Source organism: Burkholderia sp. RF7-non_BP4 (genome assembly GCF_001521935.1).
Lineage (GTDB): Bacteria > Pseudomonadota > Gammaproteobacteria > Burkholderiales > Burkholderiaceae > Burkholderia > Burkholderia diffusa.
In genome coordinates, this window is sequence record NZ_LOTA01000025.1 from 226,375 (window position 1) to 248,035 (window position 21,661).

General features: G+C 68.1%; 19 protein-coding genes. 8 read left to right on the forward strand and 11 right to left on the reverse strand.

Annotation, left to right across the window (positions count from 1 at the left end; all coding sequences use genetic code 11):
* Positions 1–43: 43 nt before the first annotated feature.
* A complete protein-coding gene (locus WS49_RS09330; protein WP_059526875.1) occupies positions 44–1,498 on the reverse strand; it encodes a M20 family metallopeptidase in 1,455 nt (484 codons plus the stop codon).
* A 608-nt stretch (positions 1,499–2,106) separates the two neighbouring features.
* Between WS49_RS09330 and adiC the strand changes: the two genes are divergently transcribed.
* Both adiC and WS49_RS09340 read left to right on the forward strand, forming a co-directional pair.
* The gene (adiC, locus tag WS49_RS09335; protein ID WP_059526878.1) at positions 2,107–3,633 is read left to right on the forward strand and encodes an arginine/agmatine antiporter; all 1,527 of its coding nucleotides are present in this window, start codon (positions 2,107–2,109) and stop codon (positions 3,631–3,633) included.
* A gap of 3 nt (positions 3,634–3,636) precedes the next feature.
* The gene (locus tag WS49_RS09340; RefSeq protein ID WP_059526881.1) at positions 3,637–5,976 is read left to right on the forward strand and encodes an Orn/Lys/Arg decarboxylase N-terminal domain-containing protein; all 2,340 of its coding nucleotides are present in this window, start codon (positions 3,637–3,639) and stop codon (positions 5,974–5,976) included.
* Between the two features lie 66 nt (positions 5,977–6,042).
* On the opposite strand, the gene WS49_RS09345 is transcribed toward WS49_RS09340, so the two are convergent.
* A complete protein-coding gene (locus WS49_RS09345; protein WP_059526886.1) occupies positions 6,043–6,768 on the reverse strand; it encodes a hypothetical protein in 726 nt (241 codons plus the stop codon).
* A 172-nt stretch (positions 6,769–6,940) separates the two neighbouring features.
* Positions 6,941–7,915, reverse strand: coding sequence for a transcriptional regulator FtrA (gene ftrA, locus WS49_RS09350; protein ID WP_059526889.1), 975 nt, complete (start codon positions 7,913–7,915; stop codon positions 6,941–6,943).
* A 111-nt stretch (positions 7,916–8,026) separates the two neighbouring features.
* On the opposite strand from ftrA, the gene WS49_RS09355 reads away from it, so the two are divergent.
* On the forward strand, positions 8,027–8,446 hold the full coding sequence (locus WS49_RS09355) for a rhodanese-like domain-containing protein (protein ID WP_059526892.1): 420 nt from the start codon (positions 8,027–8,029) through the stop codon (positions 8,444–8,446).
* Between the two features lie 90 nt (positions 8,447–8,536).
* The gene (locus tag WS49_RS09360) at positions 8,537–8,863 is read left to right on the forward strand and encodes a superinfection immunity protein (RefSeq protein WP_059526895.1); all 327 of its coding nucleotides are present in this window, start codon (positions 8,537–8,539) and stop codon (positions 8,861–8,863) included.
* A gap of 18 nt (positions 8,864–8,881) precedes the next feature.
* Here the strand turns inward: WS49_RS09360 and WS49_RS09365 are convergent, their stop codons facing one another.
* The 5 genes from WS49_RS09365 to WS49_RS09385 all read right to left on the reverse strand — a co-directional run bounded on the left by WS49_RS09365 (position 8,882) and on the right by WS49_RS09385 (position 13,078).
* Positions 8,882–10,048, reverse strand: a complete 1,167-nt coding sequence (locus WS49_RS09365) for a cytochrome P450 (RefSeq protein ID WP_059526898.1) — start codon at positions 10,046–10,048, stop codon at positions 8,882–8,884.
* 155 nt (positions 10,049–10,203) lie between these two features.
* Complete coding sequence (locus WS49_RS09370; protein ID WP_059526900.1) at positions 10,204–10,470, reverse strand: YodC family protein; 267 nt, start codon at positions 10,468–10,470, stop codon at positions 10,204–10,206.
* 333 nt (positions 10,471–10,803) lie between these two features.
* Positions 10,804–11,664, reverse strand: coding sequence for an isocitrate lyase/PEP mutase family protein (locus WS49_RS09375; protein WP_059526903.1), 861 nt, complete (start codon positions 11,662–11,664; stop codon positions 10,804–10,806).
* A gap of 136 nt (positions 11,665–11,800) precedes the next feature.
* A complete protein-coding gene (locus WS49_RS09380; protein ID WP_059526906.1) occupies positions 11,801–12,661 on the reverse strand; it encodes a MurR/RpiR family transcriptional regulator in 861 nt (286 codons plus the stop codon).
* Between the two features lie 63 nt (positions 12,662–12,724).
* Complete coding sequence (locus WS49_RS09385; RefSeq protein WP_059526909.1) at positions 12,725–13,078, reverse strand: YgiW/YdeI family stress tolerance OB fold protein; 354 nt, start codon at positions 13,076–13,078, stop codon at positions 12,725–12,727.
* Between the two features lie 227 nt (positions 13,079–13,305).
* On the opposite strand from WS49_RS09385, the gene WS49_RS09390 reads away from it, so the two are divergent.
* The 3 genes from WS49_RS09390 to WS49_RS09400 all read left to right on the forward strand — a co-directional run bounded on the left by WS49_RS09390 (position 13,306) and on the right by WS49_RS09400 (position 16,341).
* The gene (locus tag WS49_RS09390) at positions 13,306–13,968 is read left to right on the forward strand and encodes a response regulator (protein WP_059526911.1); all 663 of its coding nucleotides are present in this window, start codon (positions 13,306–13,308) and stop codon (positions 13,966–13,968) included.
* A complete protein-coding gene (locus WS49_RS09395) occupies positions 13,965–15,341 on the forward strand; it encodes a sensor histidine kinase (RefSeq protein ID WP_059526914.1) in 1,377 nt (458 codons plus the stop codon). The genes WS49_RS09390 and WS49_RS09395 overlap by 4 nt, the downstream gene beginning before the upstream one ends.
* Before the next feature lie 799 nt (positions 15,342–16,140).
* Positions 16,141–16,341, forward strand: a complete 201-nt coding sequence (locus WS49_RS09400; RefSeq protein ID WP_059526917.1) for a DUF805 domain-containing protein — start codon at positions 16,141–16,143, stop codon at positions 16,339–16,341.
* Positions 16,342–16,672: 331 nt separating this feature from the next.
* Here WS49_RS09400 and blaPEN-bcc read toward each other — a convergent pair whose 3' ends face one another.
* A complete protein-coding gene (gene blaPEN-bcc, locus WS49_RS09405) occupies positions 16,673–17,566 on the reverse strand; it encodes a PEN family class A beta-lactamase, Bcc-type (protein WP_059526920.1) in 894 nt (297 codons plus the stop codon).
* A 116-nt stretch (positions 17,567–17,682) separates the two neighbouring features.
* On the opposite strand from blaPEN-bcc, the gene penR reads away from it, so the two are divergent.
* Positions 17,683–18,573 carry a beta-lactamase transcriptional regulator PenR gene (penR, locus tag WS49_RS09410; protein WP_059526923.1) on the forward strand — a complete coding sequence of 297 codons (891 nt, stop codon included), beginning with the start codon at positions 17,683–17,685 and terminating at the stop codon, positions 18,571–18,573.
* A gap of 498 nt (positions 18,574–19,071) precedes the next feature.
* On the opposite strand, the gene WS49_RS09415 is transcribed toward penR, so the two are convergent.
* Positions 19,072–19,323 (reverse strand): hypothetical protein, encoded by a 252-nt coding sequence (locus WS49_RS09415; RefSeq protein WP_059527240.1) that lies wholly within the window; start codon positions 19,321–19,323, stop codon positions 19,072–19,074.
* A 103-nt stretch (positions 19,324–19,426) separates the two neighbouring features.
* Positions 19,427–21,652: an amylo-alpha-1,6-glucosidase gene (locus tag WS49_RS09420; RefSeq protein ID WP_059526926.1), complete on the reverse strand. Its 2,226-nt coding sequence runs from the start codon at positions 21,650–21,652 to the stop codon at positions 19,427–19,429.
* Positions 21,653–21,661 lie beyond the last annotated feature (9 nt).

The window sequence follows — 21,661 nt, forward strand, 5'->3', positions numbered from 1 at the left end:
GTGGAATCCGGTTGAGTCCGTTCGGGTCGGGCAGCGCGAACGCTCAGCGCGCGGACGCGATTACGTCCGCCACCGCCGCGGTCAGCTTCTTCGCGTACGGCACGTGCAGGAACTCGTTCGGGCCGTGCGCATTCGACTTCGGCCCGAGCACGCCGCACACCATGAACTGCGCGGACGGGAAGCCGGCCTGCAGCACGTTCATCAGCGGGATCGTACCGCCGAGGCCCATGTACGCGCAGTCCGCGCCGAAGTGGCGGCGCGACGCGGCGTCGAGCGACGACGCGAGCCACGGCGCGAGATCCGGCGCGCTCCAGCCGGTCGCGGCGCCCGCGTCCGGCTTGAACGTGACCTTCGCGTTGTACGGCGGATCGAGTTCGAGCAGGTCCTTCAGCTGCTGCACGGCCTGTGCGGCATCGACCAGCGGCGGCAGGCGCAGCGACAGCTTGAACGCGGTGCGCGGACGCAGCACGTTGCCCGCGTCGGCGAGCGCCGGCAGGCCGGCCGCGCCCGTCACCGACAGCGCCGGACGCCACGTCGAATTCAGCAGCGCCTCGCGCGGATCGGTCGTGGTCGGCAGCACCGGCTTGCCGTCCGCGCCGCATGCCCACGGCAGCCCCTTCCACACGGCGTCGCCGAGGATCGCGGCGGCCGCGTCGGCTTCGCGCACGCGGCTGTCGGGAATCTCGCAATGAAACACGCCGGGCAGCAGGTTGCCGTTCTTCGCATCTTCCAGGCGCTCGAACAGCTGGCGCATCACGCGGAAGCTCGACGGCGCGATGCCGCCGAAGACGCCTGAGTGAACGCCTTCCTCGAGCACCTCGACCTGCAGGTCGCCGGACACCAGCCCGCGCAGCGACGTCGTGAGCCACATCTGGTCGTAGTTGCCGGCGCCCGAATCGAGGCACACGACGAGCGACACCTTGCCGAGCCGGTCGCGCAGCGCGTCGACGTACGGCAGCAGGTCGTAGCTGCCCGACTCCTCGCAGGTCTCGATCAGGCCGACGCAGCGCGGCCGTTCGACGCCCTGCTCGTCGAGCGCGCCGAGCGCCGCGAGGCTCGCGTAGATCGCGTAGCCGTCGTCCGCGCCGCCGCGGCCGTACAGCTTGCCGTTCTCGAACTTCGGCGTCCACGGGCCGAGGTCCGCGCGCCAGCCGTCGAATTCGGGCTGCTTGTCGAGGTGGCCGTACAGCAGGATCGTGTCGGTGCTGCCCGAGCGTGTCGCGGGCGTTTCGAAGAAGATCACCGGCGTGCGGCCGGGCAAACGCACGATCTCGAGCTTCAGGCCTTTCACCGGCTGGCGTTCGGCCCACTGCGCGGCATCGGTGACGACCCGCTCGAGATAGCCGCGCTTCGCCCAGTCGGGGTCGAACGCGGGGCTCTTGGCGGGGATCGCGATGTAGTCGGTCAGTGCGTGAAGAATTTCATCGTTCCACTTGCGCTCGACGAAGGTAACGAGCTTGTCATGGTCGAGGACGGGGGTAGTGTCGACGGAGGTCATGGTGGGGTGCCTGGATAGGGCTGACGAAACACCGGATGATACGCCGATGGCCCCGCTCCCGGGGGCGCTTTCCGTGGCCGTATTCAGGGCCCGTTCCCGCAGCGTTTCACACGCACGCCGAACGCGACTTCGACCGTGATGCCGCGGCCGTCGGCAATTGCACCGATGCATCGTCATCGGCATCACCGTTCGGTAGAAACAATCACTGGCGCCGGCAAACGCGCATTTCAAGCGCTCGATAATAACCGACTAATTCAATCAGGGTTTCCCGAGTCATTCAGCCCGTCAATTGAATTAACCAGTTCGGCAAAAAATCGATTATCCGTTCCATTTTCGAGATACCGCACCGTCACCCGCGAACACAACCCGGAGCGGCCCAGGTTCGCCGTCCGGCCGCGTACATCCCGCCCGTTCGCACCATGACATTTCATCTTCTTCAATGATGACGATCAATATTCAAGATATTAAATTGCATCGTTTACTCTTATTGAAACTCAATTAAGAGATAAGATGCTGTCGTTCAATAAAGCGACGGACCATTCCGGATTCGTCGACCGGCGCCGGGCCGCGCCACCTCAACTGCATCACGATCATTCAAGGAGCCTCGCATGTCCGATGCCAGCTCGTCTTCCTCCCGTTCCACCGCCGCGCCAGCCGCGACCGCCGCGCCGAAAATCGGCGTCATCCCCGCCACGCTGATGGTCGCGGGCAACATGATGGGCTCCGGCGTCTTCATGCTGCCCGCGAACCTCGCCGCCACCGGCGGCATCGCGATCTTCGGCTGGCTGATCACCGTCGTCGGCGCCGTGTCGCTCGCGCTGGTGTTCGCGAAGCTCGCGGCGATCGACCCGGCCGCCGGCGGCCCGTATGCATACGCGCGCAAGTCGTTCGGCCCGTACATCGGCTACCAGACCAACCTGATCTACTGGCTCGCGAACGTGCTCGGCAACGTCGGCCTCGCGGTCGCCGGCCTCGGCTATCTCACGCACTTCTTCCCGATGCTGCGCGACCCGCTGGTATTCGCGCTCGCGCAGATCTTCGTGATCTGGCTGTTCACCTACGCGAACATCCTCGGGCCGAACGTGGTCGGCCGCGTGCAGTCGGTCACGACGATCTTCGCGCTCGTGCCGATCCTCGGGATGGCCGTGTTCGGCTGGTTCTGGTTCAGCAAGGACGTGTACTTCGCCGGCTGGAACGTGTCGGGCGCGAGCAGCGTCGGCGCGATCGGCGCGACGCTGAACTTCACACTGTGGGCGTTCATCGGCGTCGAGAGCGCGTCGGTGTCGGCCGGGGTCGTCGAAAACCCGTCGCGCAACGTGCCGATCGCGACCGTCGGCGGCGTCGTGCTCGCGGCCGTCTGCTACGTGCTCAGCTCGACCGTGATCATGGGGATGATCCCGAACAAGGCGCTGCTCGCATCGAGCGCGCCGTTCGCGGATGCCGCGCGCCTCGCGCTCGGCGACACCGCCGCGAACGCGGTCGCGATCTGCGCGGCGCTCGGCTGCCTCGGCTCGCTCGCGGGCTGGACGCTGCTGGTCGGCCAGACCGCGAAGGCCGCGGCCGACGACGGCCTGTTCGCCGGCGTGTTCGCCCGCGTCAACTCGAAGAACGTGCCATCGGCCGGCCTCGCGATCGTCGCGGTCATCATGTCGGTGCAGGTGCTCGCGACGATGTCGCCGAGCGCGAGCGAGCAGTTCGGCAAGATCGCGTCGATCGCCGTGATCATGACGCTCCTGCCGTACATCTACTCGTGCATCGCGATCAAGGTGCTCGGCTACGGCAAGATGCCGTCGCACCAGTTCACCTTCTACACGATCGTCGGCCTGATCGGCGCCGTCTACGCGCTGTGGGCGATGGTCGGCTCCGACGGCCAGCAGACGCGCTGGTCGCTGATCTTCGTGATCGCGACGATCGTGTTCTACGAGCTGTCGATCAACCGTCAGCGCGAAATCGAGGAAACCCATATCCATCCGGGCGGCCGCTCGCCGCGCTGGGTGCGCTACCTCGCGCTCGGCGTCACCATCGTCGCGCTCGTCGCGACCTTCTGGATCTCCGTGGGCCGACACACGGCCGACATCCTTCACGCACGCTCGCCGGCCGCGGGCGTCCAGGCAACCCAGCAAACGGGGGAATAACCCATGACCGCTTCCTTGACCCAACCGGCGTTCCGCCGCCTCGGCATGAAGGCGCTGCTCGTGCAGCACGACATCGACGAACGCACGGCCACCGGACGCGCGGCCACCGCGCTCGTCGAAGAATTGCGCACGCGGCTCGTCGACGTCGTCATCGCGACCTCCGCCGAAGACGCGCGCGCGGTGGTCGACGCCGATCCCGCGATCCAGTGCCTGCTGCTCAACTGGGAGCTCGGCAACGATCCCGCCCACGCGCCCGCGCAGGCCGTGCTCGACGCGATGCGCGCGCGCAATGCGACGGTGCCGGTGTTCCTGCTCGCGAGCCGCGCGAGCGCGGCCGCGATTCCAGTCGACGCGATGCGCAAGGCCGACGACTTCATCTGGATGCTGGAAGACACCACCGCGTTCATCGGCGGGCGGATCGTCGCCGCGATCGAACGCTACCGCGAAACCGTGCTGCCGCCGATGTTCCGCGCGCTCGCGCAGTTCTCGCGCGTGTACGAATACTCGTGGCACACGCCGGGCCACACGGGCGGCACCGCGTTCCTGAAATCGCCGGTCGGCCGCGCGTACTTCGAATTCTTCGGCGAGGCGCTGTTCCGCTCCGACCTGTCGATCTCGGTCGGCGAACTCGGCTCGCTGCTCGACCACTCCGGTCCGATCGGCGAAAGCGAGCGCTACGCGGCACGCGTGTTCGGCGCGCACCGCACGTATCACGTGACCAACGGCTCGTCGATGTCGAACCGCGTGATCCTGATGGCGAGCGTCACGCGCAACCAGGTCGCGCTGTGCGACCGCAACTGCCACAAGTCGGCCGAGCACGCGATGACGATGTCCGGCGCGATTCCGACTTACCTGATCCCGTCACGCAACCATTACGGGATCATCGGGCCGATCATGCCGGAACGGCTCACGGCCGCCGCCGTGCGCCTCGCGATCGACGCGAACCCGCTGGTGCGCGGGCGCGACGGCATCGATCCGACGCCCGTGCATGCGCTGATCACGAACTCGACGTACGACGGCCTCTGCTACAACGTCGCGCGCGTCGAGGAACTGCTCGGCCAGAGCGTCGACCGATTGCATTTCGACGAAGCATGGTACGGCTATGCGCGCTTCAACCCGATCTACCGCGATCGTCACGCGATGCACGGCGATCCGGCGCAACACGACGCCAGCAAGCCGACCGTGTTCGCGACGCAGTCGACGCACAAGCTGCTCGCCGCGCTGTCGCAGGCGTCGTTCATCCACGTCCGCGACGGCCGCAATCCGATCGAGCATGCACGCTTCAACGAGGCATACATGATGCATGCGTCGACGTCGCCGAACTACGCGATCATCGCGTCGAACGACGTGAGCGCCGCGATGATGGACGGCCCCGGCGGCGAGGCGCTGACGACCGACGCGATCCGCGAGGCCGTGTCGTTCCGCCGGATGCTCGCGCGGCTGCATGCGGAATGCGAGGAGAACGACGACTGGTTCTTCAACGGCTGGCAGCCGGACACCGTGGTCGACCGCAAGACGGGCCGGCGCGTGCCGTTCCATGAAGCGGACGAAACGCTGCTCGCCACCGATCCGTCGTGCTGGGTGCTGCATCCGGGCGAGACGTGGCACGGCTTCGGCGAGATCGAGGACGACTACTGCATGCTCGATCCGATCAAGGTGTCGATCGTCACGCCTGGCGTCGCGCCGCACGGCGGGCTGATGCCGGTCGGCATTCCGGCGTCGGTCGTCACCGCGTATCTGGACCGGCACGGGATCGTCGTCGAGAAGACGACCGACTTCACGATCCTGTTCCTGTTCTCGCTCGGCGTGACGAAGGGCAAGTGGGGCACGCTCGTCAACACGCTGCTCGACTTCAAGCGCGACTACGACGCGAACGCGCCGCTCGAACAGGCGCTGCCGGACCTCGTCGCGCGCTATCCGGACCGCTACGGCAAGCTCGGCCTGCGCGAACTGTGCGACCTGATGTTCAGTGCGATGAGCGACCTGAAGACGACCGAGATGATGTCGCGCGGCTTCTCGACGCTGCCGCAGCCCGACTTCAGCCCGGCCGAGGCGTTCGAACATCTCGTGCACAACGACATCGAGATGCTGGAGCTGTCGGAGATGGAAGGCCGCACCGTCGCGACGGGCGTCGTGCCCTATCCGCCCGGCATTCCGCTGCTGATGCCCGGCGAGAACGCGGGGCCGGCCGACGGCCCGCTGCTCGGCTACCTGAAGGCGCTCGAGCAGTACGACCTGCGCTTCCCCGGCTTCACGCACGACACGCATGGCGTCGAAGTCGAGGACGGCGTGTACCGGATCGCGTGCATCAAGGAAACCGCGCGCGACACCAACACGCGCTGAGCATGCGCATCGTGACGCCGCGCCGGCAGAATGCGGCCGGCGTCGCGATGCGTGACGACCCGCCGGTCATGCCGGCAACCGGCCGACCCACGCGGCAAGCTGCGCCTCGCCTTCTTCGTCGAGCTTGCCCTTCAGTTCTCCGTACCAAGATGCGATCGCGTCGGCCGGCTGCGTGGCCTTCAGGATCTCGAAACTGTTCTCGAGGAACGACGCAAAGAACGGAATGCCGCGCATGTAGAGGAAGGTCGAGTCGGTGATGCGCACGTGGCCGTATACGTCGCGCACCCACGCGAGATGCGGCAGCGCCTCGCGCAGGTGGCCGCTTTGCATCAGCGCGGAAATGAAGTTCACGCGCGCGGCGACGTCGGACTGCTCGCGCGTGTCGTGATTGACCTCGGCGGCCTTCTGCATCCACGCTTCGCCGCGCTCCACTTCGTCGCACATCGCCGAGGTCGTCGCGAGCTGCACGGCGTTGTGCGCGCTCGGCTCGCGGTCGAACAGCGCGAGCCAGTACGGAAACGCTTCACGGTAACGCTTCATCGCCGAATACGACAGCGCGCACAGTCGCGCCGCATCGGCCAGCCGCTCCGCATGCGGCGCGGCGGCCGCGATCGCGGCTTCGTGCCGGCCGGCCTGGAATGCCTTCAACGCGGACGCAAGCTCCGGCGCGATGTCGGGGCCGTTCCGATCGTTCGCGCCTTCGGATGCGTCCGGTGCGTCGTTCGCGGTCGGCGCGGGCGTCGCCGCTTCATCACGCGGTTTCTTTCCGAACAGCTTTCCCAGCAGGCCCATGGCGATCGTCCTTGTCGTTGTGATGGATGAATGGCGGCGGGTTGCAGCGGCGCAGGAAGCGCGGCGCGCGTGAACCGGATCGCCGCACGGCGACCGCCATCTTACGCGCGCTCGAAGTCGGCAGGAAGCGAACGACGGCCGGGCGCCGCCGTGGCGAAGGAAGACGCGACGCTCACGCGTCCGTGGGCCTCACGCCGCGATCCATCCCGCGCCGGTATGCGGCAGGGCTCGTCGCCGCGACGCGCCGGAAATGCCGGCGCAACGACTCCTCGGAACCGAACCCCGCGCGCGCGGCAATCTGCGCGAGCGACAACCCGGGATGCGCTTCGAGCATGTCCTTCGCGACGTTCACGCGCTCGCGGATCAGCCACGCGAGCGGCGACATCCCCGTCGCGTCCGCGAACTGACGCTGCAGCGTGCGCGTGCTCATCGCCGCCTGCGCGGCCAGCGACGCGAGCGTGTGCGGCTCGGCCGCATGCGCGCGCATCCAGTCGATCAGCTTCGCGAGCCGGTCGCTGCCGCCCGGTGCGACCGGTCGCGGCACGAACTGCGCCTGGCCGCCGTCGCGATGCGGCGGCAGCACGAGGCGCTGCGCGACGCGGTTCGCGATCGCGCCGCCGTGGTCGCGGCGCACGAGATGCAGCAGCATGTCGAGCCCCGCCGCCGAGCCGGCCGACGTGACGATCTGCCCTTCGTCGACGTACAGCGCGTCGGGATTCACGCGCAGCGCCGGATAGCGCGCCTGCAGGCGCTCGGCGTAGCGCCAGTGCGTCGTGACGGTAAGCCCGTCGAGCACGCCGGCCGCCGCGAGCACGAACACGCCCGAGCAGATCGAACAGAGCCGCGCGCCACGGCGATGCGCGGCGCGCAGCTTCTTCAGCAGCGGTTCCGGCGGCGGCTCGTCCGGATCGCGCCAGCCGGGAATCACGATGGTGTCCGCGCGATCGAGCATCGCGAGCCGGTACGGCGCGGCAACCGTGATGCCGCCCGCCGCGCGCACGGGGCCCGGCTCGCTCGCGCAGACCGCGAAGCGATACCAGTCGACGCCGAGTTCCGGGCGTTCGAGCGCGAACAGTTCGACCACGCAGCCGAATTCGAAGGTGCAGAGGCGATCGTAGGCGAGCGCGACGACGAGATGATTGTGCATGGCGCGATGTTACCGGAACTTGTCGATCGCGCCACTGCCGCAATGGCCGCCGAACCGCGATACTGCCCTTCATCCCGGCGCATTCCGCGCCGCCCTTCAGGAGCGCCTTTCATGTCTTACGTCACCGACGTCCCCGCCGCCGACAGCGCTGCCGCCCTCGCGCACTTCGAAGCGTCGCTGCGCTTCGAGACCGATTGCTGGGACGTGCACGACGCGCTCGCGTCCGGCACGCCCGATTTCGTGCTGCTCGACGTCCGGGGTCCGGAGCAGTTTGCCGCCGGCCACGTGCCCGGCGCGCGCAACCTGCCGCACCGCAAGATCGTCGCCGGCAAGCTCGCCGACCATCCGGCCGACACGCTGTTCGTCGTTTACTGCGCCGGCCCGCACTGCAACGGCGCCGCGCGCGCGGCGATCCGGCTCGCGCGCCTCGGCCGCCCGGTGAAGCTGATGATCGGCGGCGTCACGGGCTGGCTCGACGAGGGTTTCGCGTTGTGCAACGAAGCGCAGCCGGAGGACGTCGCCACGCGCTGATCGTCATTAAAAACGCAACAATCAATTGCCGGCACGCAAACGGAAAAAGCGCGACAATCGGCCACATTGCAGTTCGGATGGAGCAGCAACATGGAACACGCAGTCCCGATTCAGATGGCCGGCTCGGTCGCGGCGATCGCGCTCTATTTTCTTCCGGCCATCGTCGCCGACCGGCGCGCCCGGCACGACAAGCTGACGATCGCAATGTTCAACGCCCTGTTCGCGTGGACGGGCATCGGCTGGCTGATGACGCTCTACTGGGCATGCCAGCCGAACCCGCAAACCGACGTCGCGCAAACCATCCTCGCGAAGCGCCGCGGCATCAGCATGCGGACCTTCTCGGCCGGCCTCGTCGAACGCGTGCAGCGCCGCGTCGCCGCCCAGGAGCAATGGGCCGAGAAGCAAGGTTGCCGCTAGGCGTTCCCGCTGTCCTCTTTACCTCGCCGCTTCGAACTTCGGCATCCTGACGTTGGTCGAGGCCCGGTAGTCCCACACCAGCCTGTCGCGCGGCGCCTCACCGCCCGCGCGCAACCACGCCCCGAACGCCCCCGCCGTCACCGCCCGCGCGATCCGCTCGCCCGGGCAGCCGTGCGGCCCCGTGCCGAACCCGAAGTTCGGCCCCGGCGCGCGGCCCGGCAACAATCGGTTCGGCTCGCGATGCACGGCCGGATCGCGGTTCGCCGCCGCGAGCACGACCAGGATGGCCGCACCGGCATCGACGGTCACGCCTTCGATCGTCGTGCGCGACGCGACGAAGCGGCGCGTGTTCTGCACCGGCGCATCGAAGCGACCGACCTCGGCGACGAATGCGTCGAGCGTCGCGGCATCCGGCAGCGTGCGTTCGGCGCCGGTTGCGTCCCACGCGACCAGCACGTTGCCGAGCCACGCGGCCGTCGCCTCGCACGTCTGCGACAGCAACCCGACGAGATTCGCGACGAGCGCACCGCTTGCGTGCCAGCCCGCGGCACCGGCCGCCTGCTGAATCGCCGCAACCCATGAGCCGTCCTGCGCGCGTGTGCGCGCGACGCGCTCCGTCATCCGGTCGAGCAACTGCCGCGCGGCCTCGCTCGCGCGGGCCAGCGCCGCGTCGTCCGACAGCGGCGACAGCGCGGCGACGAAGTCGACGACCAGCGCAGCGATATCGTCGAGTTGCGCATCGTCGAAGCCGAGCAGATCGGCGACCGCGCAAACGGGCACCGTCAGGCACCACGCGTTCAGTGCATCGGCGTCATGCTGTGCGCGCAGCCGGCGGCCGGCAAGTTGCGCGGCTCGCTCGCGCAACGCGTCGACGTCGATCGGCGCGAACGCCGCGCGCAGCGCCTGCTTCGGCACGTCGTGCCGCAATGCGCCGTCGTTCATGCGCACCAGGTCGCCGAACAGCGCACCCGCCGTCGTCCCGCGCAACGCGGGCGGCACCGGCGCATCGAGCGGCCTGACGCGGCACGCCGGGTGACCGAGCACGGCCGTCACACTCGCCGCCCGGCTCGCGACCCACAGGCCGAGCGAGGCGTCGAATGCGAGCGGTGGCCCGTCGACGAGCGTCGAGTAGTACGGATAGGGATCGCGGTGCGTGACCGCGGCAATCGGATTGGTCGGGTTCATGCGTGCAGTATCGGCGCGTCGGGCCGCCGCATGTTTCGGGTTGACGTGAAATGTCGCGGATGTCACGGATGTCGCGGTCACGCCCACGCCTGCATCGCGGGCTGCTGCGACGCAGCAGTCGGCTGCCGGCAAGCGGCGTCGTGACGGACGTGGCGTCAGGCTGCCGAGCGGTAGCGGTGCGCCTGCATGCGCAGGCGGACGCGCCCGGCGGAAATCGCACGCGGTTCGGGCACCACCGTTTCGTGATGAAACATTTCCTGCCGGAAGTGGCCGCCGTCGTCGAACCACTGGCAGATGAGCCAGTCGGCATCGTCGAACACGACCGGCCCGGCATACGTGACCGTCATGCGCGGGCCGCCGGTTTTCAGCGTCACGACATCGCCGACGCGAAAGCCGTTGCTGTGATTTTCTCGGATTTTCATCGCTCTCTCGATTTTTTATATATTCATTTTCCGGCGGCCCGCTGACAGGTCTTTCGGATACGCGGCAGATTACCAATCCAATAAATAACCGGCAACTCCCGAATACCCGAAAACATCGACCTGAAAATCGCAACGATACGCGGCAGCGGTTCGCGCGGCGGGCTTCTGACACCATATTCGGCGCGGCTTGCGCGCCGAATATGGTCAAACAGCCGGAATGCGGAGAATAAACGATGAATTTCGCGCCGTCATCGAACTTCAAATCGGCGGCGGTTTCGATTGATTACTGTCAATCGGTTTTCGGCTGGAAACGTTCCCACGTTTTATCGGCGCTCATTGTTCGAACCGGACGGGCGAATTGTCCGGCGCCGAAAACCAGCGATTGAGGTCGCGCCCGGGCACCGCCGCCTGCGTGAACGTGAACGTGCCGTCGCGCGCCATTTCCGTCGCGGCGCGCAGGAACGCGCCGAATGCGGCCCGCGCCAGCGCGCCGCCGACGCTGACGCGCTTCACGCCGAGCGCCGCGAGCGCCTCGAGGCTCAGCAACCCGCCCTGCAGCCCCATCACGACGTTGACCGGCGCGCCGACCGCGCGCGTGATCGCCGCGATCTCGTCGGGATCGGTCACGCCCGGTGCGTAGAGCACGTCGGCGCCGGCGTCGCGGTACGCGACGAGCCGCGCGATCGTGTCGGCAAGGTCGGGACGGCCATGCAGGTAGTTTTCGCAGCGCGCGGTCAGCGTGAACGGAAACCGCAGCGAGCGCGCCGCGTCGACCGCCGCCGCGATGCGCTCGACCGCCAGGTCGTGCGGGTAGATCGGCGCGTCGGCGCGGCCGGTCGCATCCTCGATCGAGCCGCCCACCGCGCCGGCGTCGGCCGCCAGGCGAATCGTCTCGGCGACCGCGTCGGGCGCGTCGCCGAAGCCGTTCTCGAGATCGGCGCTGACCGGCAGGCCGCCCGCGGCGACGATCTCGGCGATGTGGCCAAACATTTCGTCGCGGTCGATCGCGTTGTCGGGCCGCCCCCTCGAAAAGGCGAAGCCGGCGCTCGTGGTGGCAAGCGATTCGAAGCCGGCCATCGCGAGCAGCCGGGCGGAACCGGCATCCCACGGGTTCGGGATGATGAAGGCCCCGGGGCGCGTGTGCAGCGCGCGGAAGGTTTCGGCCTGGCGGAACTGCACGTTGGAATCGGACATTGCGGTCTCCTCGGAATGGAGACGTCAGCATACGCGCGCGCGATACCGCGACGGTTCAGCGCGCGGTGAAATATCGACGTGGATGCCGGGGCCTCGCGCGCGGCGCGGTGTGCCTCCCAGTCACGCCGCCGTGCGGCTACACGACGTACGCGCCCTTCGCATGCAGTTCCGCTTCCGTACGCTCGAGCGCCGCGATCGCATCGCTGCCTTCCATCGCCAGCAACTGCGCGACCAGCGCCTCGGCCATCGCATGCGCGGCGACCAGCGACGGAAAGAACGACGGGCTGTCGTGCGTGAAGATCAGCTGCGCGTCCGCATGCAACGCGATCGGCGACACCGCGCTGTCCGTGATCGCGACGATCTTGCTGCCCTGCGCCTTCGCCGCCTGCGCGACGCGCGTCGCTTCCGCGGAATACGGCGCGAAACTGATGATCACCGTCACGCTCTGCTTCGCGATCGTGCGCAGCTCCATCTCGAGCGAGCCGGCGACGCCGTTGAGCAACGACACGGTCGGCCGGAACAGCCGATAGCCGTATACGAATCCGAACGCGACCGGATAGCAGGACCGAAATCCCGCGACGTGCACGTGCGACGCCTTGCGGATCAGTTTCGCGGCGTCGGCGAGCGCGTGCTCGTTCTGCGCGGCGGTGGCGACGAGGTTGTGCTGCTGGGCGGCAAGGAGATCGTGCGCGAGCGACGCCTTCGCGTCGGGCCGCACGAGCGAACGCGCACGCTGCGTGAGCGGCTCGGGACGCGCGCGCACGCGCGCGACGCACAGGTCGCGCAGCTCGTTCCAGCCGGGGAAACCGAATTGCTGCGCGAGCCGCACGAGCGACGCGGGCTGAACCTGCGCGCGCTGCGCGACCTTGCGCATCGACGAGGTGGCAACCTCGTCGGGATGATCGAGCAGAAATGCAGCGCCCGCCTGGAATTGCGGGCTCAGTTCGGAAAATTGCGCCCGGATCCGGGACGCGAGTTCATCGAAATTGGCAGCCATCTTGGTGAGAACGGGAACCGGTCGTCCATGGTATCACCGGCCCCGTCCGCACCGGTGCACCGGTCAACGCAGCACTTCGACGTGATCGGCGTCGACCTTCACCTTGCCCGACCACTTGCGCTCGAACTCGCCGGTCAGCTTCACTTCGCTCTTGTCGCTGACGGGCTGGCCGGCCGCCCACAACTTCTTGTCGATCTCGACGCGGATCGTGCCGGTTGCATCGGCGAACTCGTAGTCCTCGCCGCCGGTGTGCTTGACGATGCGCCCCTGCAGTTGCACGTGCTGGTCGTCCTTGCCGTTCGCGAGCAGTTCCTTCACGGTCGTCGTGGTCAGCGTGGACGGCCCCGTGTATTCCGCGTAGACGGCGGCGGGCAGCACGGCGAGCGCGATCGCCAGGATTCTCGTCAGGTGTTTCATGATCTCGTTCCTCCATTTTTTCGAGTGCGTCGCGCTCCCGTTGAACGCGACGGCCCCGAGATTACGGAGCGTAAGATTAAGCAAACCTGAAGGCCGTCCGCCGCGGCATGCCGTCGCGGCCTTTCGGTGCGCGAACGCACGGAGGCGCCCGTGTTTAAGCTCGGCCTAAGACACCTGCGCTTATCATGGGAACCCCGGGCGCCACGCCCGCCAACGGACACGAATCCATGCGCGTATTGCTCGTCGAGGACGATCCGCTGATCGGCAGCGGGCTCGAACAGGGCCTCAAACAGGAAGGCTTCGCGGTCGACTGGGTCAAGGACGGCGAAGCCGCGACGCTCGCGCTGCGCGCCACCAGCTACGGCCTGCTGCTGCTCGACCTCGGGCTGCCGAACCGCGACGGCCTGTCGGTGCTCGCGTCGCTGCGCCGCCGCGACGAAACCCTGCCCGCGATCATCATCACCGCGCGCGACGGCGTGCCGGATCGCATCGCCGGCCTCGACAGCGGCGCCGACGACTACCTCGTCAAGCCGTTCGTGCTCGAGGAACTGCTCGCGCGCATTCGCGCGGTCAACCGCCGCCACGCGGGGCGCGCGCAGACGACGCTCGCGATCGGCCCGCTGCGTCTCGATCCCGTCAAGCACCTGGTCTGGCTCAACGACGACGAAGTCACGCTGTCGCCGAAGGAATTCGTGCTGCTGCACGAACTGATGCGCGACCCCGGCGCGGTGATTTCGCGCGAACAGTTCGAGGAGCGGCTGTACAGCTGGGGCGAGGAAATCGAAAGCAACGCGGTGCAGGTGCACATCCACAACCTGCGCAAGAAACTCGGCCACGACATGATCCGCACGGTGCGCGGCGTCGGCTACCGGATCGGTGACGGCGCATGACGCATCTGCAACACGCGATCGCGCGCTGGCGCAGCGCATCGCTGCGGCGGCGCCTGTTGATGTGGCTGCTGCCGGCCGCGTGCGTGATCGGGCTGGTCGCGAGCGCGGGCACCTACTGGGGCGCGCTGCGCGAGCTCGACGATCTCCTCGACGATCAAATGCGCAGCATGTCGAAGCAAATCGTCGTCGGCCCGAACGGCGAACTGTCATTCCGCGATCACCGCGAAGGCAAGCACGACTTCGAGGCCAGCGATCCCGACGCCGTGCTGCTGCAGGTCTGGCGCAACGGCACGCTGGTTTACTCGACCGATCGCAAGTCCGCGCTGCCGCCGCCCGCGCAGACGGGCATCGGCAGCGTCGACGTCGGCGGCCAGCCATGGCGCACCTACGTGACCGAACGCGGCGGCACGACGATCCGCCTCGCGCAGGCGCGCCACGCGCGCTGGGAAGCGATCGCGGGCATCGCGGTGCACCTGCTGTGGCCGGTGTTCTCGATGCTGCCGGTGCTCGCGATCGGGCTGTGGTTCGGCATCGGCGCGGGGCTTCGGCCGCTGCGCACGATCGCATCCGGCCTGAAGCGCAGGAATGCGAACAATCTCGAACCGGTCGACATCGCGTCGATGCCGAACGAAGTCCGCCCGCTCGCCGAAGCGATCAATGATCTGCTCGCGCGGCTCGATCGCTCGTTCACGCTGCAGCGGCACTTCATCGCCGATGCCGCGCACGAGTTGCGCACGCCGATCATGGGACTGTCGATCCAGTCGCAGTTGCTGCGGCGCGCGTCGACGGCCGACGAACGCGAGCAGATCCTCGCGCAGATCCAGGCCGGCACGACGCGCCTCGGCCACCTCGCCGAACAGCTGCTGACGCTCGCGCGCCTCGAACCCGACGCGCAGGCGTCCGCCGCGGCCTCCGCGCCCGTCGATCTCGCCGCGCTGTGCCGCTCGGTGGTCGCCGACCGCACGCGCGTCGCGGATGCGCACCATATCGACCTCGGCGCGATCGTGTCGTCGCCGGTGATGGCCGCGGGCAACATGGACACGTTGCGCGTGCTGCTGAACAACCTCGTCGACAACGCGATCCGCTACGCGGGCAACGGTGCGCGCGTCGACGTGTCCGCGCGCCTCGACGGCGCGACGCCCGTGCTCGAAGTCGCCGACGACGGCCCCGGTATTCCGGAAGCCGAACGCACGGACGTATGGGAGCGCTTCTATCGCGGCGAAGGCGCGCAGGCGGCCACGTCGTCGGGCAGCGGGCTCGGCCTGTCGATCGTCAAGCGGATCGCCGAACAGCATCGCGCGACGGTCGCGCTCGGCACGACGCAAGGCGGGCGCGGGCTGACCGTGACGGTGCGTTTTCCCGCGCCGGCCTGACGCTCGCCCAATGGCCGGCTTTTCCACAGATTGTGTTGGCAAGCTTGTGGACAACCGGCCGCTAACGACGGCAAGCGATTGATCCGAAAGGGTTTGGCGGTCGTGCGCAGCGAATGCGCCAAACCGCGCCGGACACGCGCACGTCTCGACGCGACATCGCGTACCGATCCCCCTCTCCTGCCAAAAGCGGATTTCCTGGCCGTGTCGAACGACGACGCCGAGTTCATGAAACGGCGGCCGGGATTCGTTTCGACTCGGCTTCATCGCGCGATCGCCACGCGGACTTCTCCACAGAAAATGTTGGCAAGCTTGTGGATATCCTGCGCACCGCGACGCTAAGCCCTTGATCCGACGGACTTTGGCACGCGTGATGCAGACGCGGCGCGCGGCGCGCCGTCATACGCGCCGGTTCGCCGCACTTCGCATCACGATGGCACGTCGATGTGCGATCCGATGTGCATTCCAATATGCGTTCGATATGCGACGCAATCGTCGCGCCACTTACCCACAGATTTTGTTGGCAAGCTTGTGGATATCCTGCGCACGCATCGCCTAACCCGTTGATCGGCCAACGATTCATGCGCCGCGCCACCGTTGCGGCAGCGCGCGGTCCGCTCACGCGCGCGATCGGACGATCCGGCGCAACGGCGGCGCCCCGAACGCAGCTTGACGTTCATGCACGCGACGCGTCAGGATCACACGAGCCGCACGCGGCCGCGCATCGCGCGACTGCACGCGCGGCGCCACGTGCGGGCCCTTTGGCCCGCATCGGACAACGACACATCATCCGAGGAAGACCATGGAACACTTCACCGCAGGGCAGTTGATCGTCTCGCTCGTGCTCGTCGCGATCGTCGTCTATCCGTATGTCCGAATCGTTCGGCGTACCGGACATTCAGGCTGGTGGATCCTGACGATGTTCATCCCGGTCCTGAACTTCATCATGTTGTGGGTGTTCGCGTTCGCGCGCTGGCCGTCGGTCGACGATCGGCATGGCTGAACATCGAGCGTGCTTGTCCACAGATTGTGTTGGCAAGCTTGTGGATAGCCTGCGCATACCGCGATCAAGCGCTTGATCCGAAAGGTTTTGTCCGTGCCGCTTCGAATCGTGCAGGCAGGCCCGCGGCATACCGACGCCGCGCCCGCCACGCGCTGAACGCGACCACTCGCGGGCTTGTCCACAATTTTTGTTGGCAAGGATGTGGATATCCTGAGCATGCGTGACCTAAGTCGTTGATCACACAACGTTTCGACCTGCCGGTCACGACCGCGGCACGGCGTGCCTCCATCGCTTCGCCCATCCGTCGATGAACGCACGCCGCGCCACCCGCTCAGGCGAACGTCGCGACCGCGATGCGCGCGGCGGCGGCGATCACGTCGTCCTTCGCCTTCGCATCGGCACGCGCCTGCGTGTAGTACACGACGAGCACGATCGGCGCGCGCGACGGCGGCCAGATCACTCCTGCATCGTTCGTCGTCCCGTAGTCGCCGGTGCCGGTCTTGTCGGCCACCTGCCACCCGGCCGGCACGCCCGCGCGAATCCGCTTGTCGCCGACCTTGTTGCCGCGCAGCCACGCGATGAGCCGCGCACGCTGCACGGGCGGCAGCGCGTCGCCGAGCGTGAGCACGCGCATGCTCGCGGCCATCGCGGCGGGCGTCGTCGTGTCGCGCGGGTCGCCCGGCAACGCGGTGTTCAGTTCGGTCTCCCAGCGATCGAGCCGGAACATGTCGTCGCCGATCGAGCGTGCATACGCAGTCACCGCCTCCGGCCCGCCGATCAGCTTCATCGCCAGGTTCGCGGCCGAGTTGTCGCTGTACTGGATCGCCGCCTCGCACAACTCGGCGACGGTCATCCCGGTGCCGACGTGCTTGCCCGACACCGGCGAGTAGTTCACGAGATCGGACTGCGCGATCGTCACGCGCTGCTGCAGCAGCCCCGGGTGCTCGACGCTCTGCGCGAGCACCGCCGCGCTCAGCATCGCCTTGAACGTGCTGCAGAACGGGAAGCGCTCGTCCGCGCGATGCAGCGCGTGCAGGCCGCTCGCGGTGTCGATCGCGCACACGCCGAGACGGCCGCCCGCCGCGCGCTCGAGCGCGGCAAACGACGTCGCGGACGAAACGTCCCGCCCCGCGGCCGGCGGCGACGCGCACGCGGCGACGGTCAGGACGAGCGGCGCCGTCGCGGCGGCCAGCAACAGGGTTCGACGTTGCGATGAGTAGGTCATGTCGTGTCTCTCGTGGTGGAATGAATGCGGAACAGCCGGCCGGCGAGACAGCACTATCGTGACTTTACGGTTGCCTGACAAGCAACGATAATTGAGCGCTGCCACAAGAAATTCTTATGACCAAGCTCCGCCCTCATCTTCCGCTGAATGCCTTGCGCGCGTTCGAATCGTCGGCGCGTCACCTGAACTTCACGCGCGCCGGCCTCGAGCTGAGCGTGACCCAGGCCGCCGTCAGCCAGCAGGTGCGCTCGCTCGAGGAGCGGCTCGGCTGCGCGCTGTTCACCCGGCTGCCGCGCGGCCTCGGGCTCACCGACGAAGGGCGCGCGCTGCTGCCGGTGCTCAGCGACGCATTCAGCCGGATCGAGACCGTGCTCAAGCAGTTCGAGGGCGGGCGCTTCCACGAGGTGCTGACGCTCGGCGCGGTCGGCACCTTTGCCCTAGGCTGGCTAATGCCACGGCTGAAGCGCTTCGGCGACACGCACCCGTTCGTCGAGCTGCGGCTGCGGACCAACAACAACGTCGTCGACCTCGCGGCCGAGGGCCTCGATTTCGCGATCCGCTTCGGTGAAGGCAACTGGCCGACGACGCGCAACGAGCGGCTGCTCGACGCACCGCTCACCGCGCTGTGCGCGCCGGAGATCGCGCGGCGTCTCGCACGGCCGGCCGATCTCGCGAACGAAACGCTGCTGCGCTCGTACCGCACCGACGAATGGCTCGGCTGGTTCGACGCCGCGCAGCTCGAACCGTGGTCGGTGAACGGGCCCGTGTTCGATTCGTCGCGGCTGATGGTCGAGGCCGCGATGCAGGGCGCGGGCATCGCGCTCGCGCCGGCCTGCATGTTCGCACGCGAATTGCAGCTCGGCCAGCTCGCGCGGCCGCTCGACATCGACGTGCGCGCGGGCGGCTACTGGCTCACGTCGCTGAAGTCGAAGCCGCTCACGCCGGCGATGACGCTGTTCCGCGACTGGATCGTTGCGGAAGCGGCCGACGCGGCGCCGGTCGAATGATGGCGCCGTGCTTGTCCACAGATTGTGTTGGCAAGGGTGTGGATATCCTGGGTACCCGGGGCCTAACCCGTTGATCGCGCGCGAATTACCGCGCCGATGCACGCATCGGGCAGCGCGTGCCCAAAGGCGCGAGCCTGCCGGCCGCCGCGCGCCCGATCCTCAACCATCAGGAAGCAATCACGTCGGACTTATCCACAGATTTTGTTGGCAAGCCTGTGGATATTCCCCCAATGTGACGCGTAACATCCTGATACAAAAGGGGATTCAGTAGATCGGGCCAGACAGGTCAATGACGCGGCATCGTTTGCGGCCTCGAGGCCTGCACCACGCAGCCGGTTTTGGGGGCCGGACGGTTCTCCACAGATTGTGTTGGCAAGCTTGTGGATATCCTGCGCACCGGCGGGCTAACTCGTTGAGCGCACGGGGTTTTGTGCGCGCCGCGCAGGATTGGGCAGCACCGGCGCGGGCCGTGTGGCCGACGCCCGCGCTGCCGGTTCATCAATGGCGGTCGAGCCCGCCGCGCAAATCACGCGCCTTGTCACGCAGCGCCTCGTATCCGGAGCGCGCATGTTCGGGCAGGTCGGGATCGCCGATCAGCGCGCCGAGCGTTTCGATCAGGCTGAACAGGATGCCCTTCGCCGCGCCAGCCGCGATGCTCTGCGACTCGATCGACTTGTGCAGGTGGTCGACCGCCGCTTCCAGATTCTCGAGCTTGTGCTCGCCGTCGTCGGGCCGATTGTCGGTCGTCATCGTAGGTGCCTCCGCCATCGTTCAAGGGTCATGTCACGATTCTATGCCGCTGCGCGCGGACGTGGCGCGACATCGCGCAACGTCCGTGCAGGCCGCTGCACGACTACAGCACCGCGACCACCTTCACCCGCCCCGGCTGCGCCGCCGCCGCGACCACCTGGCCATCGACGCGCCGGAACGTCAGCGATACGGTTTCGTCGCCGACCCGCAGTTCGTCGATGCGCAGCCAGTCGACGCCTTCGGGCAGCGCCGGGCGCTCGACGCGCACTTCGTGGCGCGCCGCGTCCACGCTCACGCCGAGACAGGCCTGCAGCATCATGAACGGCGCACCGGCCGCCCACGCCTGCGGCAGGCACGCGACCGGATAAGCCGTCGGCGGCTCGCCGCGTCGGCGCGGGAACCCGCAGAACAGCTCCGGCAGCCGCATCTCGAAGCTGACCGCGGCTTCGAACAGCGCGCGCAGCAGGTTCACCGCGGCCGTCTTGTCGCCGTAGCGCGCAAGCCCGCGCGCGATCAGCGCATTGTCGTGCGGCCACACCGAACCGTTGTGATAGGCCATCGGATTGAAGCGCGGCTGGCCGGCCGCGAGCGTGCGAATGCCCCAACCCGTCTGGAACAGCGTCGAGCCGAGCACGCCGGCGACCGCCGCGCCGCGCTCGGCGTCGGGCAGCCCGAACGCGAGCAGATGGCCCGCGTTCGACGCCAGCACGCGGCACAGGTCGCCGTGACCGTCGAGCGCGATCCCGTAGAACTCGCCCTCCGGCATCCAGAACAGCGCGTCGACCTGGTCGCGCAGCGCCTTCGCGCGCAACGCATAGCGCGTCGCGTCGGCCGCGTGGCCGCGCCGGTGCGAGCACATCGACATCGCATCGAGCGCCGCGCACGCATACGCCTGCACTTCGACCAGCGCGATCGGGCCGTCGGGGAAGCGCCCGTCCGCATGGAACACCGAATCGTGGCTGTCCTTCCAGCCCTGGTTCGCGAGGCCGCGCTCCGACGTGCGCTGGTAATCGAGCAGCCCGTACGGATTGCGGTCGCACTTGTCGATCACCCACTGCGCGGCGCGCTCGAGCGCGGGCCACAGCTCGTCGATCAGCGCGTCGTCGCCGGTGTGTTCGACGTACGCGCCCGCGAGCACGATGAACAGCGGGGTCGTGTCGACGCCGCCGTAATACAGCGCGAACGGCACCTCGCCCGTCGCGGCCATCTCGCTGCGGCGGAACTCGTGCATGATCTTGCCGGGCTCCGCGTCGCGAAACGCGGACGTCTCGCGCGCCTGGTGCTCCGCGAGAAAGCGCAGCACGCCGCGCGCGAGCGACGGCTGCAGCCACAGCATCTGCAGCGACGTGATCACCGCGTCGCGGCCGAACGGCGTCGAGAACCACGGAATGCCCGCATACGGATACGGCCCGGTGTCGAGCTGCGTCGTGAGCAGCCCGAGATCCGCGAGCGACCGGTCGAGCCATGCGTCGAACAGCGGATTGCCGGTGTTCACGCGCGCCATCGACTCGCGCCGCGAACGCATCTCGCGATGCACGCCGACGAGCGCGGTGCGCAGCGCGACGCGGCCGCATCCCGGACCTTCCCCGTCGTGCGCGGGGCCGAGCGTCGCGTCGACGGTCAGGTAGATCGACACGCACGCCTGCGCGGCGATCGTCAGCGTGTAATCGGCGCGATCGACCGACAGCGCGTCGGGCGCCGGCGAGAAATGCACGGTCACGTTGCGCTCGACCTTGTCGAGGCCGTCGTAGCGCAGCCGCACCGCCCCGGCGTCGACGCGCGGCGCGACCACCGTGCCGCGCTTCGGGCGCGGCGTGCCGCGCACTTCGAACATGTCCTTGAAATCGGCCGCGAACGACAGCGACAGCGGCACCTCGGCCTCGCTCGCGCCGTAGTTCGTCAGCGTCAGCGCTTCGTACAGCACGTCGCCCGCGAGCACGCGCATCCGTTCGATGTGGATCACGCCCTCGGGCGTCTCGCGGCCGCCGAGCGGCGGCAGCGGGCGGTTCGTCAGGTGCGCGGTGAACGACGCGTTGTCCGCGCTCGTCGCGCCCGACAGCAGCGACGGCGCGCGGCCGCCGAAGGTCAGGCGCCATGTCGACAGCACGCGCATGTCGTCGACGAACAGGCCGTCGTCATGGCCGCCGATGTCGCCGAGCGCGTCGCTGACGACGAACGCGTCACCGGATTTCAATACGTACTGGTTGTTGCGTGCGAGTGCCTGCGGATCGGCTTCGGGGGCGATGAACGCGGCGCCCGTCGCCTGGGTCGGGGGAACCGGCGCGACTTGCGGCGCCTGCGTCGTGGTGGCTTCGGCGTGATTCGGCATCGATGCTCC